Origin of the sequence: Dietzia papillomatosis NBRC 105045, from assembly GCF_001570845.1 — a bacterium.
Classification (GTDB): domain Bacteria; phylum Actinomycetota; class Actinomycetes; order Mycobacteriales; family Mycobacteriaceae; genus Dietzia; species Dietzia cinnamea.
Genome location: NZ_BCSL01000056.1, coordinates 1 through 13,530, shown reverse-complemented (window position 1 = coordinate 13,530; position 13,530 = coordinate 1). Strand labels below are relative to the sequence as shown.

The following is a 13,530-nucleotide window of genomic DNA, read 5'->3' as shown; positions in this document are numbered from 1 at the left end:
AGAACAGGGCCATCTGCTTGGTCTGTTCGGCATCGCCTGATCCGTCAGAGCCTGCATCGGACCCGGTGCCACCACTGTTGGTGGAATCCTCGGCGGGTCCGACGTGGCCGCCGAGGAGCTGGTCGACGCCTTGGCCGGTCTTGTCCCGGGTCTTGGAGTTCAGGGCGATGGAGTTGACCATCGCGTTGAACCGATCGTCATGCGCCCGCAGGGCGTTGAGAACCTGCCACACGGTCTTGAATCGCCGGTTGTCGTTCAACGCTTCCGACGGCTTGACGCCCTCGGGCACGGCGACGGGCAGGATGATGTAGCCGTAGTCCTTGCCTGGTGATTTGCGCATCACGCGACCGACGGACTGGACCACGTCGACCACGGAGTTGCGGGGATGCAGGAACAGCACTGCATCCAATGCTGGGACGTCCACGCCTTCGGACAGGCAGCGGGCGTTGGTCAGGATGCGGCACTCATTGTCATCTGGTTCGGCCTTGAGCCAGGTCAACTCCTCGTTGCGCTTGAGGGCGTTGAAGGTGCCGTCGACGTGGTGCACCGAGCAGTTCAGGGACCGGTTGGTGTCCGAGACGTCCACGCCGTCGTCCTCGATGTCGCGCAGCAGGTCTTGGTAGGACTCCACGACCCGGGGAAGCATCTCGGCGACCTGCTTGGAGGACTTGATGTCGCGGGCAAAGGCAACGGCTCGGCGCATCGGCGGCTCACCGGGGGCGAAGCCCTCGCCTGTCGGGGAGGTGCCGGCTCGTTTGGCCAGTCCGTTCCAGCAGCCCACCAGTTTGGATGCGTCATCGAGCTTGAGCTCACCGGCATCGGCCAGATCTGATTGAAGCCGGCTGGCCATGACCGATTCGTCCACCGTCAGGACCAGGACCTTGTAGTCGGTGAGAAGTCCGCGGTCGACGGCCTCGCCGAACGAGAGCCGGTGGAACTCGGGACCGTACGTCTCTAGGTCATCCATGGAGGCGATCTCGGCGGAGTGTTCCTCGGCCTTGTCCTTGGTCTCGTCGTTGAACAGGCGCGGGGTGGCGGTCATGTACAGCCGCCGGCTGGCCTTGAGGAAGTCCGGGTCGTGCACTGCGACGAAGTTCGACGCATCCTCGCCTGCGAGGGTGATGCCGGTCGTGCGGTGGGCTTCGTCGCAGATCACCAGATCGAACGTGTCCACACCAAGGCTCTGGGCCTTGGAGACTGCGGGCAGTGATTGGTAGGTGGTGAACACCACCGTCATCCCCGCTGCCCGCTTGCGGTGACTCATCTTCTCCGCGAGCTGCTCTGGGTTCGTGGTGACTGGAATGGCGACATCGGAGGTGTCGTAGTCCTCCGCTGCACGAGAGACCTTGGTGTCCGAGCAGACTGCGAACGCCCGAATATCTAGCTCGGCACGGGCAGTCCACTCCCGCAGAGTCTGCGACAACAGGGCGATTGAGGGGACCGCGAACAGGATTCGGGCGCGCCCGCCGTTGTCGAGGGCGGTCTGCTCGGCGATCTTCAGCGACGTGAAGGTCTTACCGGTGCCGCAGGCCATGATGAGCTTGCCCCGGTCGTTGCCCTCGGCAAACCCGCGGAACACCGCATCCAGGGCTTCCTGCTGGTGGGGGCGCAGGGTGTATGGCGTGGACGGGGACAGGTCGACTTGGAGTTCGCCCTGGGGCCAGGCGATGTCCCAATCGATCGCCGACTCGGCGAGGTCCTCGAGCGAGATCCGCTGGACCGGGATGGTCTGACCATCGAGGGCGTCCTCGGCGTGCTTGCCCCACTTGTTGGTCGTGGAGATGATGACCCGGTTGGTGAACGGGGACTTGCCCGAAGCGGTGAAAAACGAGTCCAGATCGCCCTTCTGTAGGTAGTGATTGGGCTCGTAGAACTTGCACTGGATTGCGGTGTACTCACCGGTGTCCCGTTCGCGGGCTACCAGGTCGATCCCGGTGTCGGGCTTGCCGTCCCGGCCGGGCCAGTCGATCCACCGCCACACCTTGTCGTACTGCTGCGACAACATCGGGTCGAGTTCGAAGTAGCGCACCATGAGCTGCTCGAACTTCGTTCCCCGCTCCACGTTTGTCGGAGCCTGACGGAACGCCTCGATCACCTCATGCACAGAAGCCATGTGGACAGTCTTACAAGACGATGTTCACTGGTATCCGTCGGATGGGGCTCTTGAACGACTGGATCTATGTTCAGCCATCTCAGCAGCTCAACTCTGCTTCGGGGCCGAGCTAGGCAGGGGGATCGTTTGTAGTCGGGCTCTGACGTACTCGGCGAAGTGGGGCGCCTGGGCCTGCCTGAGCTTGTCGGGCAGGGAGAAGCTGCGGCCTTTGCCTGTCCAGTGGATGAGCTGGGCGGTGATGACGGCGTCCACCACCTGGGGGGCACTGTCGGCGACGAGGGTGAGGAACTCGTCAGCGGTGTGAACCTCGTAGGGGCAATCATCAGGGTCGGGGTACAAGCCGGTGAAGCCTGTGCGGTCGTTCGAAACGATGATGGCGATGCCTTCATGGATGGCGGCACTGTGGACGTGCGCGTCGCACTCGTCCGGGTAGGTGACCGACTCGTCGATAGGAAAACTGCTGATGCGGTTCTCGCCCATGGAAGCCATCAATCGATCCCGGAGCGCTTCGATCTGCTGAGACGAGGCTCGGGGGAATCGTTTTCGGCGGTGGTACATCGCTTCGGCGAGGATGTCCTCGGTCCAATGAAAGGTCCATGAGCCGATGGTCTCGGTAGCGATGAGGCCGAACCAGGAGTGAAGTGTGGCGGAGCACCAGATGTTCGCGTCGGGAAGAACCGAGTGTGGTCGCACAATCGCCATGAACGCCACCCTATAAGTGCCCAGCGACACCGAGGGTGCCCGCAGGGTGCCGCTGGGCAGGGGTCAAGGGTTGTTGCTGGCGAGCTCGTCTTCCAGGTCCATGACGTCGAAGACGGCCTGCTGGCGTTCCAGGCGTAGCTCATCCTTTAGGGCCAGAACGTCAGCGCTACGCAGTCGATGGTGCGAGCCCACTTTGTGGGCGGGGATGCGTCCTTCGCGGACAAGTTTCATCAACGTCGGTCGCGATAGGCCCAGCAGTCCGGCGGCTGCGGTGGTGGTGAGGTTCTCGGGCATGGCCGCGATCGAGACCGGGCGGCCCTTTGCCATCGCGTCGAGCACCAACTCGAAAACTCTCGCCACCTCGACAGGAAGTTCGGCGTCCTGACCGGTTCCAATCTGGAGGGGCTGCCCACCGAGGGATTGCACAAAGTCGCGAGCGACAGACTGCTCGTCCGCAGAGAGCAAGACCTCGTTGGTGGCTGCAATCGTGATCGTCATCGCGTCCCTCCTCGGCGACTCTGGGTCGTGTACCGGATGTGCGCTCCACGGTACGCAGTTGCACTTATAAGTGCAATAGTGCCCACATTGCATGAAAGTTGCAAACAGGGCTGCAAACCAAGACGCCCCTTTGGGGTGCACCTTCGCCCACTGTGGCCCACTCCCAAGGGCGAGTTCGCCCGGTTAATCAGTTTCACGGACGCCAGGGACTACCTGGCCTCAAAGCTGGCGGACGCGCAAGTAACCTGGCCCGACGCGAGCCTAAAGCACCCATGTCACAGCCCTTCGGTACGGTCTACACACGGCCTGCGGCTCGCGCGGTCGCCGATAGGAGAGGACCCACTGTGGCCCACAGGACCTTCTTCAGTTTCCACTACCAGCGCGACGTTCAACGCGCCTCGGTGGTTCGGAACAGTTCGAAGTTGAAGCCCTCGATCACGCCGGAGTGGATCGAGGCGTCGCTCTGGGAGTCAGCCAAGGGGACCAGCGACGAGGCGGTAAAACGCCTAATCGACGATGCTCTCAAAGGAACCACGGTGACAGCCATCCTGATCGGCGCTCAGACCGCATCCCGCCGCTGGGTGAACTACGAGATCGACCGCAGCATCGAGCGAGGCAACGGGCTGCTCGGCATCTACATCCACAACATCAAGGACTTCGCCGGGGATACCGACTTCAAGGGCACCAACCCTCTCCCCAGCGGCTACCGCACCTACGATTGGGTCAACGACGACGGCTACAACAATCTGGGCTCCTGGGTTGACGATGCCTACGACGCCGCCCACTGAACCCGAGTGCCCGTTCTGCGAGATCGTCGCTCGAAGGGGGGACGCGCGAGAGGTGTTCCGGACGGACTCGGTAGTCGCCTTCTTCCCAACTGAGCCCGCGACATTGGGCCATACGTTGCTGGTCCCACGTGCTCATATCCGCGACATCTGGGACGTGGACGAAGACGTAGCGAGCGAACTTGGGAGATGGACCGTAACGCTGGCCGGGGCGATCAAACGGGCAGTAAGGCCGGACGGGCTCAACGTAATCCAGAGCAACGGAGCCGTCGCCACGCAGACCGTGATGCACCTTCACGTGCACGTCGTGCCCAGGTGGGAGGATGACGCGGTAGGACGAATCTGGCCCCCGGAGACACGGTACTCAGAGTTTGCTCAGGACGAAGCCTGGGAGGCACTGAGGCGCGAGTTTAGAACCTCTGGTCACGCCACGGTGGCCCACACCAACATCCCCAAGCCGAGTAGCAGAAGCGGCCCGTAGAAGCCGCATACGGACCACGACCAGATCACACTCCGTTTCGTGCACCTGGCCGCGTAGAGGTTCTTGTTCATCGAGTAGACCTCGATTTCGCCGCGGCGTGCGTCGTCGTAGAGGTACCGGAACAACCTTTCCTCACGGAGGTAGTACGAGTCGAGCAAGCCGAAAACGGTGACGATCACCAAGCCCAAGCCGGCCAGTACTGGGAAGCCTTGGGTGGCTGCGAAGCCGAAGACGAAGGTGGCCACAGTGAGCGTCCAACCCTTGATTGTCGCTGACGATGAGGACAACCGAGCAACGACTGCCTGTATGAAGTCCAGATGCTTGCGCTGATCCTCGGTCAGCGGTTCTGGAGAAGACGGGCTGCTCTTCTGGTCTGTCAGGTCCACGAGCCCGATACTCGCACGGCGGCACGCCCCCCGCTCCGGCATGGCACACCGCGCCTGTCTTCACTGATCACGCTTAGTCCATCTAAACGCTCGGAATGGGAGGGAGCTCTTACCCCGCAAGCTTTAACGCCATCCCATGCCGGTCCTTGTGAGATGTCTTTATGGGGTACACCCGTGCGGGACAACATGCCGCCAACCTCCGCCGCTGTGTCACAGGGTATGTTTCGGCATTTATGAAACGTCTTCCCATCGGGTCTAAGATCTATTGATACAGATTTCCGCTCGAAAGGCTCTGTCGATGGCTGATCGGATCGGGACGCTCTTGAACCGGGCGGGCGATGGTGGCGAGGAGGTGCTCATCGTCAGCCGCGGAAGCGTGCAGACCCGGTTCCGCCGCCGGGACGAGTTGGGCTGGAACTTTCGGGTGGAGTCGACGGACTCGGAGAACATCATCGAGGAGAACCCGAAACAGAAGACGAATCTGAAGCCGGCTCGCCGGAACTCGCGTCCTCGTGGGCAGCGGGTGGCGTACGTGCGGGTGTCGGCGGCCGATCAGAACGAGGCGCGCCAGCTCGAGGCGGTGGGGGAGTGCGACCGGGTCTATATCGAGAAACAGTCCGCCCGGTCGCGTGCCGATCGCGTGAAGCTCGAAGAGTGCATCGGATACCTGCGAGATTGTGACGAGCTGGTTGTCGCCTCGATGGACCGCCTCGCTCGTTCGTTGGTTGATCTCAAGCAGATCGTTGGCGAGATCACCGCCAAGGGCGCCAGTGTGGAGTTCGTCCACGAGCGGGCCACCTACGCCGCCGGCGTCCAGGATCCTCGAGCGGATTTGATGCTCTCGCTGCTGGGGGCGTTCGCTGAGTTCGAGCGGGCCATCATCCGTGAGCGCCAGGCTGAGGGCATCGCCATCGCCAAGGCGAAGGGCAAGTACAAGGGGCGCAAACGTGTCCTGACTGACGAGCAGGTCGACAAGGCCCGTGCCCGCATCGAGGCGGGGGAGGGGCCGTCGGCGATCGCCCGTGATCTCGGGGTCGGCCGGTCCACGCTGTACCGCGCACTCCAGCGACAGAAGTAGACAACGCCGCCCAAATTCGTTCGCTGACTGTGCTGCTGATGCGCGAAAGCCGATAGCTCCGTGCCGTCATGGATCGTCAGCCGAGAGCGGTGACGCCCGGCAAACGCTCCACGATCGGCGACCCCGCCGGTATGGAACACGTGAGGTCACTGCGAAAGGGGGCCGCGATGTTGGGCTGGGCTAGGTGGTGGCGACGCAGACGGAGGCACCGGTAACCCAAAGTCGATTAAAACTTGTGTTCCGTCGAGTTATATCTGCATTACCGTGGTACTGTTGACGCTGTCCGGTCCGGGAGCAAAAGATGTTCCTTTATGGAACAGGGGAGAGGGAGAAATGACGACGCTAAGTCTGGACATCGGTGGTTGGTCTGCGGATGAGGTGGCCGAGCTGTACAGCAGTTACCTCGAGATTGGCGACAGGGCCCCTGAAGAGGAGTACGACTACTCGGGCCTGACTGTCGACCAGGAGGCCGCTCTGCGGATCCTCGAGGAGGTCGAACTGGACGGTCACCAGCGTGATCTTGAGTGGGGGCGCCTTCTCAGGCGGGCCGCCGAGAGCGGGAGGCCAGTCGGGCGCGACGACGCGCGCGCGATAGTCACAAGCGACCCGGATAGGCGTGCTCATGCCCTTCGGGGTCTGAAGCAGGCGGTCGAACGCGCGGAGGCTGAGGCTGGATGGGGTGGTGAACCCGTGTACGTACCGATCTACGACGACAAGTACTCGGGTGTTAAGGAGATCACCGTCGATGGCGGGTTTGCCTCACAACTGGTGGCGGCGCTGAAACAGCAGTAGCAGGGCATGAGAGATGGGTGTCGTGCTGGGCTGAACTCTGCGCGACGGGACCGTGCAACGTCCCTATGCACCAGCGCGACCAGGGCCCCGGATTGGTAAATCCGCTCTGTGGGAACCACCAACGAAGGATCAAGAACGAGTTACACCACTACCAGGGGCTTGACCCCTGCTGTTCGCAGGAATCTTGGTGGCCTACGTGGCCAACATGCTGTCGACCCTGGCGCTCTAACGTTCGGGCAGCTGAGACGAAGCCTCGAAGGAGCGTCTCATTCAAGTCGAGATCGTCGGAAAGACGGGACCGCAGCCTCGAGGAGGACGGGCGGTTCACTGCTGGCTGAAGTTGTCTCGCCATTGGAAGGTGTGATGCTCCCAGATGGCCGATGTGTCAGCGGAGGGGAGTGATTGAAGGATTCTGTTGTAGCAGCGGCCGGCGTCGCCGAGCGCGGTATCGAGGTCGTAGTGCTCTGGGGTGAGGGGGCTACTTTTCGCGGTTGCCGTCCACTGTGTCGTCCAGGCAGGTCCAGGTGAGACGAGAGTGTCTGGCATGTCGGAGATGCCTCGAAGATCTCGCTCCCGCTCTACGGCGTCAACTGTAGGTGCGAGATCAATCGGAAGATATTCACTGATGAGAAGTAGATCTACAAGGTCACGGAAGCGTCCGGACGGTAGCCGAGTCGGTCCGAACGTCTCGTAGAGAGCGCACAGTTTGTCGGCGATCTGATCGGCGAGAGGATAGAGCTGGACGGGGCCCTCAGGTGGGAAGTCGTCGGTGTCGATGAGCCGGGGCAGTGGGTGGCGTTCGATATCCCCGACAAGCGGACGTCGGCTGGTGACTAGGTCGATCGAGAATGTGTCGAATTGCCGTCCGCCCAGGTAGGCGGACACGGTCACTGTCGTGCCTTTGTCGCCACTGATTGGTCGTGGACGGCTAAGTTCGAAGCGAAAGTGATCTAGGTGGTGGTCGCGGGCGACACGACGGAGGTCGTCGATGGGATCGACTGAGTCGTCGGCGACCAGGAGGTCGATGTCGTGGCTGTAGCGGGCGTGAGGTAGCCGCACCATCATGCCGACGCCGCCCTTGAGAACCCATCCGTGGGGATCAGCGTCGAAGATCCTGGCCAGAAAACGCGACATTACGAAGCGACGACGAGCTATCTGGTCGTTCTGTCCGTGTTGGCGAGCCTGGGTTTTCAATCGATCGGTCACCGATGCCCGGACGGCTGCTGGCGTACGCGAGGTCGGGCTCACTGGCTACCTTCCCAGAAGCGCTCGAGTGCGCGTCTGGCCCCGGCTGAGGCATCCATAGCCTTGAATGCCTCCGAGAGGTTGGCGTTGTCGGCAGCGGTGAACTTGAAGTCCGGCATAGGGGGCATAGGGAAACGAGTTATCTCGTCAAGCATCGCCCGTGTCGAGGCTGAGCTGAGCTGTGTTATCTGGCGTGCGAGCGCCTCGGATATGGGCGGATTCAGACCCTGAGCCATGCTGGCCCACTGGCTGATTGGGCCAGCTGACTGTCGTCGCACGATGTCTGCCATCGCCAGCGTGGTGGCAGGAACTCCTGCCTCGGCAATCAGTGCGTCGAGAAAGCCTTGGCCGTCGAGTGCTCGATGGCCGTAGTTGAAAGCGAAGGGGGAGAGCGCTTCAGTTACGTCATCGACGGTGCTCAGGTCGCGGGTGAGAGCGTCACGGACGATCGAGGCGAGGTGTCCGGCGTCCAGTGCCGCGGCTGCCAGGTCGCGGATCGTGCGGGACGCTGTTGTTACCGGGAGCCTGTCGACTACCTGCCAGTCGTCGCGATCCAGCGCAGCCCGGTGGGTGACCACGCCGGGGATCGACAGTCTGATTCTGCGGGTGGTGGAAAGCTCCACTTCGTCCGCATTCAGATCGCCCAGGTGGAGAAGCCGCGCTGCTGTGCGATGGGACAGCACTCCCGTGGGCACAGCTTGATCGAGCCGCTCCCAGGTCACCGTGTTCTGGTCGAGCGCCATCCATGCGAGCCGCTCATTGAGATGCTCGTCATCAGGAAGGCGAGTGAGGCGGTAGATCCCGTGGTGAAGTCTTTCCAGCACTCCGGAATCAGCTAGTCGCTTGAGATCTTGTGGAGTGATACCGATTTGCGACCGAGCCTGCCTGCTCGTCACTAGCCCGTCCTGCTCCGCAGCAAGCTCCACAAGGGCTCGGACGCGGTCATTCGAAGACATGGCACAAAACTACCACTTGGGGCCTAGTTTCGTAACGCGTCATGTAATTATTGTGCCATGCACACTGGAGGGTGGGTGTCGCAGCGATGATCCAGACGTTTCGAGTAGAGGCGCGGATCGATGGTGCGGCGGCCTGCCACGACATGGCCGACGTGGTCCCAGGGAGAGTGGTTTAGCCGTCATGAGGGTCAGGGGTGAGCTCTTCGTCGATGTCGACGAGGTACTCCATCATCGCTGCAGCGCGGTCGGAGGCCGCGGGCTTGGCAAAGATCTCGTCGAGTAGTGCCTCTACGGGGATGGGCTTCGGCGCTCGTCGATAGCGGAGGTGGGCGCTGATCAGGTGCATCGTCGGATCGCGGTTGACGCATTCGAGGATGGGCCTCAGATCGGCCCTTGCAGCAACGAACGATGAGATGTCGAAGAACTCGACGGCAGCGGCCAAGGTGACCCAGTCCCTCGTGATGCGGAACTCCTCGATCAGCGACGCAACGATGTCCTGGCGTCCCGCTGTCATGCCGGGGCCAGGCTTTCAGGACTGCGTTCACGCTCGGCTTGCTGGTGGCGGTAAAGCGTGGCGCGGGACCACCCGACTAGTCGAGCGGCTTCCTCGGCGGTGCGGCCCTTAGCGCGGGCGTCCCGAACGATGTCGAGCTTCTCCGCGATCACCGCGGGGTCAACAGGTGGACGGCCGAAACGGGTACCGTTCTGTTTCGCGGCAGTGATGCCGGCGTTGACTCGTTCTGTGATGAGCTCACGCTCGTACTCGGCCAGAGTGGCGAGCATGCCCAGCATCAACCGGCCAGTGGTGGTCTCCGGGTCAATACCGTCAGAGAGGGACCGGATCTTCACGCCTTGGTCGCGAAGCAGGTTCACAGTGTTGAGCACGTCAATCAGGGACCGGCCGAGCCGGTCGATGCGCCACACCACGACGGTGTCGCCGGACTCGACGTACTCCAGCAGTCGCTTCATGCCCGGGCGTTCGATCGCGGTCCGGCTGCCCGAGGTGACATCGGAGAACACATCTCGCTTCTGCACTCCGACATCCATGAGCGCATCCAACTGCAACTGGGCGTCTTGACTCGCAGTACTCACTCGGGTGTAGCCCAACAGCCTCATGGCCCGATTATGTCTCACAAACCCCAATCGGCCATCATCCTGCGACATTTTGCAGTGAGACGACTTTATGAGGCGTCAAACCTCGCTATCGGCCCATGAAGCGAACGTGCGATCGGTCCAGCAACTGGAGTCTCGTAAAACTGTAGCTTTTGGAGACGCACCGCCATGCCAGTCAGCTGTGGGTGTACGGCTGGACCTCGGTCTTGGGAGTGCGTGGCACCGGTGTTACGGGACTTGCCTCTCGTGGAGGTTGAGCAGATCGAACAGGTCATCGACGATCGAATCGCGGCTCGTGAGCACTATCCGCGGCCATCGCTCACCAGGGGTCAGCTCTGCGCCCGCGGAGATGCGCGACCGTAGGTCAAGCCAGTGTCGCCAGTGTCGCTCGAAGGCACTGGGTCTCACGATCCGCCCTCGCTGTACCTGACCTTTGAGGGCGGTGGCGCGATCGATGTCGATATAGACGGCACTGACTTGGCAGTGTCTGTGCAGTGCTAGGCGCAGTATGAGACGACGACTCCAACGGCGGGTTCCTGGGTCGTGGACGATCAGCGGACCGCCACCTCGGTGAAGGATCTTAAGAAGCACTCCGAGGTGGGCGCTGGTGTGGACGAAAGGCAGGCATAGCGAGTAGGGCAGCCACGGCGCCCAGTGGTGCAGGGTGGAACGAGCCGTCTCCGGATCCGAGATGCGAATCGATGGAGCCTGCCGCCGGATCGTTTTAAGCGCTTCGGTCTTGCCTGCTCCGGGAACGCCTGCCAGCAGGACGAGCGGGTATGCAACTTGGCCGGTCATTATTTTCCGAACTCGTGGGCTGAGTCTTTGTTTCGGGCTCGCCAGAGGGGTTCGAGGGCGGCGTCCTCTTCGGCGGTGGCCACGCGGAACGGGGGCTCGGCCGGGGTGGGAAGGGCCTTGGCTTCCTGGCCGCGGGTGGCGCGCAGGCTCAAGGCGACCGACACCGCGAGGACGCTGGCGATGACTGCGAGCGAGATGGGGGTGGGAATGTAGTACACGTCGATCTTGAGGAGCATCTTGACGCCCACCCAGATCAGGATCAGCGCTAGGCCGATCTTGAGGTAGACGAAGCGGTGGACCAGATCGGCCAGGAGGAAGTACATCGCGCGCAGGCCGAGGATGGCGAAGGCGTTGGCGGTGAAGACCAGGAACACCTCGTCGGTGACGGCGAAGATGGCGGGGATGGAGTCGACGGCAAAGACGACGTCGGTGGTCTCAACCAACACCAGCACCGCGAGCAGGGGAGTGGCCATGATCAGCCCGCCCTTGCGGACCAGTAGGCGTTGTTCGTGGAAGGTGTCGGTCATGGGGACCAGGCGGCGGAACGCACGAAGGACGCGGGACTGGTCGGGGTTGAGGTGAGCGTCGCGCTGGCGGATCATCCGGAAGCCGGTGTACAGCAGGAACGCGGCAAAGATGTAGAGGATCCAGGAGAAGTTCTGGATGAGCACCGCGCCGCCGGCGATGAAGATGCCACGGAAGACCAGGGCGCCGAGCACCCCGAGGAACAGCACGCGGTGCTGGAACTGCGGCGGCACCGCGAAGTGGGCGAAGATGATGGCCCAGACGAAGACGTTGTCCACCGCCAGGGATTTTTCAATGAGGTAGCCGGCGAAGTACTGCTGGCCGAACTCGGCACCCCAGACGGACCAGACGATCACGCCGAAGCCGACGCCGAACGCAATCCAGACCGCCGACCAGGCGGCGGCCTCCTTGACGCCGATGATGTGGGCCTTGCGGTGGGCGATGAGGTCGATAGCCAGCATGACGACGATGAACGCGAGGACCGCCAGCCAGACCCAGAGAGGGGTGTTCATGGACTTGAGACCTTTCGATCGACAGTGATCGAAGGTCTCTCCCGGCCCTGTCGGGCCCGCTGCGCCGGGCCCGTGGACCGTAGTGACGACGAAGCGTGCGAGGGATACTCCCCTTCTGGTGCGAGTTAGTTAACCACAGGCGGGGCAATGTGTCGCTAGGAAAATCGTCGGGAGACAGACGTGGTCGAGTCTCGTTTCCCGTGCTGGGTGCGACGACGGTACCGATGAACTCACGGTCGAAGCTCGCGCAGCTGGGCATCAGACGATCATGGTGTGTCTCGAGCAGGTCCAGGACGGGTGCCGCCGACTGAATGTGCCAACAGGGGTACGCCATCTCGCAGGACTTAAAACTCGGCACCGTTGACTGGTCATAACGTCTGGATACTGGCCTTTCCAGCCTGCATAGGTCTCGTGGTGTTCGGCGAGTCGTGCGCGGCGGTAGAGGTACGGTCGTCGCGGTGTCAGGGCCGCCACGGGGGTGTGTCGACGCCGGGACGAAAGAGTGGGCACGGATGACGACGGTAGACAACGCGGTATACAAGGATGGGCGTCGTACCGCGGACCCATCGAGCCTCGATGAGACCTTCGAGTTGATGCGGCAACGTGCCGGGATGGCCTGGATTGGTATGTACAGGGCCGATCCTGAGGAGATCACAGCCGTGTCCGAGGAGTTCGGTTTGCACGAGCTGGCGGTCGAGGATGCGCTGCGCGGTCACCAACGAGCCAAGCTCGAGCGCTACGGAGACATCCTGTTCGTGGTGTTGCGCCCGGCTCGATACGTCGACGCGGACGAGACGGTCGAATTCGGTGAGGTGCACATCTTCGTTGGCCCGGACTTCGTGGTGACTATCCGGCAGGCCGAATCCCCGGATCTGCGCCGGGTGCGACGACGGATGGAAGGCGATCCCGAGCTTTTGGGGCTTGGACCTCAGGCGGTGCTGTACGGAATTCTCGACGAGGTCGTGGACCAGTATTTCCCGGTGGTGGCAGGTCTTGAGAACGACATTGACGAAATCGAAGATGAGATCTTCTCAGGCCACGCGGATGTGTCGCGTCGAATCTATGCGCTTTCCCGGGAAGTGATCGAATTCCAACGTGCGGTCCAACCGCTGGTCGGGATGCTCGAAGCGCTACAGCTGGGGGCGCAGAAGTACTCCATGGATGAGGAGCTGCAGAGGCGACTTCGCGATGTGGACGACCATGCGATCCGCATCAGCGACCGCATCAGTGGTTTCCGGGCTCTGCTGAACAATGCTCTGACAGTGCAGGCGACCCTGGTCGGCCAGCGGCAGAATGACGAAATGAGGCGACTGACGGAATCCAGCCTCGCGCAGAGCGAAGAGGTCAAACGGATCTCGTCGTGGGCGGCGATCCTGTTCGCGCCGACCCTGGTGGGCACCGTATACGGAATGAATTTCCAGAAGATGCCCGAACTGGGCTGGGAGCTGGGCTACCCCTTCGCATTACTACTGATGGTGATGATGGGTTTGGGGTTGTTCTTCGTGTTCAAAAAGAACAGATGGCTCTAGCCCGGGTGATTCATGGG

15 protein-coding genes are annotated in these 13,530 nt (G+C 62.2%); 5 read left to right on the top strand and 10 right to left on the bottom strand.

Annotated elements, in window-relative coordinates; genetic code table 11:
- From DPA01S_RS14540 to DPA01S_RS14530, 3 genes are all read right to left on the bottom strand, one after another.
- A partial coding sequence (locus DPA01S_RS14540; RefSeq protein WP_198150815.1) for a restriction endonuclease occupies window positions 1-2,113 on the bottom strand: 2,113 nt, incomplete at its 3' end.
- A gap of 87 nt (window positions 2,114-2,200) precedes the next feature.
- The gene (locus DPA01S_RS14535; protein ID WP_061917410.1) at window positions 2,201-2,815 is read right to left on the bottom strand and encodes a PIN domain-containing protein; all 615 of its coding nucleotides are present in this window, start codon (window positions 2,813-2,815) and stop codon (window positions 2,201-2,203) included.
- 63 nt (window positions 2,816-2,878) lie between these two features.
- Window positions 2,879-3,313, bottom strand: a complete 435-nt coding sequence (locus DPA01S_RS14530; RefSeq protein WP_061917404.1) for a helix-turn-helix domain-containing protein — start codon at window positions 3,311-3,313, stop codon at window positions 2,879-2,881.
- Between the two features lie 344 nt (window positions 3,314-3,657).
- Between DPA01S_RS14530 and DPA01S_RS14525 the strand changes: the two genes are divergently transcribed.
- Both DPA01S_RS14525 and DPA01S_RS16505 read left to right on the top strand, forming a co-directional pair.
- Window positions 3,658-4,101 carry a TIR domain-containing protein gene (locus tag DPA01S_RS14525; RefSeq protein ID WP_061917401.1) on the top strand — a complete coding sequence of 148 codons (444 nt, stop codon included), beginning with the start codon at window positions 3,658-3,660 and terminating at the stop codon, window positions 4,099-4,101.
- A complete protein-coding gene (locus DPA01S_RS16505) occupies window positions 4,079-4,579 on the top strand; it encodes an HIT family protein (RefSeq protein WP_083961822.1) in 501 nt (166 codons plus the stop codon). Before DPA01S_RS14525 ends, DPA01S_RS16505 begins: the two co-directional genes overlap by 23 nt.
- Here the strand turns inward: DPA01S_RS16505 and DPA01S_RS14520 are convergent.
- Window positions 4,522-4,965 carry a hypothetical protein gene (locus DPA01S_RS14520; RefSeq protein ID WP_063935700.1) on the bottom strand — a complete coding sequence of 148 codons (444 nt, stop codon included), beginning with the start codon at window positions 4,963-4,965 and terminating at the stop codon, window positions 4,522-4,524. The genes DPA01S_RS16505 and DPA01S_RS14520 overlap by 58 nt on opposite strands.
- A 298-nt stretch (window positions 4,966-5,263) precedes the next feature.
- Here DPA01S_RS14520 and DPA01S_RS16500 point away from each other — a divergent pair, with 298 nt between their 5' ends.
- Window positions 5,264-6,043 carry a recombinase family protein gene (locus DPA01S_RS16500; protein ID WP_083961823.1) on the top strand — a complete coding sequence of 260 codons (780 nt, stop codon included), beginning with the start codon at window positions 5,264-5,266 and terminating at the stop codon, window positions 6,041-6,043.
- Between the two features lie 333 nt (window positions 6,044-6,376).
- Window positions 6,377-6,835, top strand: a complete 459-nt coding sequence (locus DPA01S_RS14510) for a hypothetical protein (protein ID WP_061917396.1) — start codon at window positions 6,377-6,379, stop codon at window positions 6,833-6,835.
- A gap of 324 nt (window positions 6,836-7,159) precedes the next feature.
- Here DPA01S_RS14510 and DPA01S_RS14505 read toward each other — a convergent pair whose 3' ends face one another.
- From DPA01S_RS14505 to DPA01S_RS14485, 6 genes are all read right to left on the bottom strand, one after another.
- Window positions 7,160-8,083 carry a nucleotidyl transferase AbiEii/AbiGii toxin family protein gene (locus DPA01S_RS14505; protein WP_061917393.1) on the bottom strand — a complete coding sequence of 308 codons (924 nt, stop codon included), beginning with the start codon at window positions 8,081-8,083 and terminating at the stop codon, window positions 7,160-7,162.
- Window positions 8,080-9,036: a type IV toxin-antitoxin system AbiEi family antitoxin domain-containing protein gene (locus DPA01S_RS14500; RefSeq protein ID WP_083961824.1), complete on the bottom strand. Its 957-nt coding sequence runs from the start codon at window positions 9,034-9,036 to the stop codon at window positions 8,080-8,082. Before DPA01S_RS14500 ends, DPA01S_RS14505 begins: the two co-directional genes overlap by 4 nt.
- Before the next feature lie 172 nt (window positions 9,037-9,208).
- Window positions 9,209-9,550 carry a hypothetical protein gene (locus tag DPA01S_RS14495; RefSeq protein WP_061917388.1) on the bottom strand — a complete coding sequence of 114 codons (342 nt, stop codon included), beginning with the start codon at window positions 9,548-9,550 and terminating at the stop codon, window positions 9,209-9,211.
- Window positions 9,547-10,152 (bottom strand): recombinase family protein, encoded by a 606-nt coding sequence (locus DPA01S_RS14490; protein WP_061917385.1) that lies wholly within the window; start codon window positions 10,150-10,152, stop codon window positions 9,547-9,549. Before DPA01S_RS14490 ends, DPA01S_RS14495 begins: the two co-directional genes overlap by 4 nt.
- Window positions 10,153-10,377: 225 nt before the next feature.
- A complete protein-coding gene (locus DPA01S_RS17615) occupies window positions 10,378-10,947 on the bottom strand; it encodes an AAA family ATPase (RefSeq protein ID WP_083961825.1) in 570 nt (189 codons plus the stop codon).
- A complete protein-coding gene (locus DPA01S_RS14485) occupies window positions 10,947-11,984 on the bottom strand; it encodes a TerC family protein (protein WP_061917383.1) in 1,038 nt (345 codons plus the stop codon). Before DPA01S_RS14485 ends, DPA01S_RS17615 begins: the two co-directional genes overlap by 1 nt.
- A 512-nt stretch (window positions 11,985-12,496) precedes the next feature.
- On the opposite strand from DPA01S_RS14485, the gene DPA01S_RS14480 reads away from it, so the two are divergent.
- On the top strand, window positions 12,497-13,513 hold the full coding sequence (locus tag DPA01S_RS14480; protein WP_061917380.1) for a magnesium and cobalt transport protein CorA: 1,017 nt from the start codon (window positions 12,497-12,499) through the stop codon (window positions 13,511-13,513).
- The last annotated feature ends 17 nt before the right edge of the window (window positions 13,514-13,530 follow it).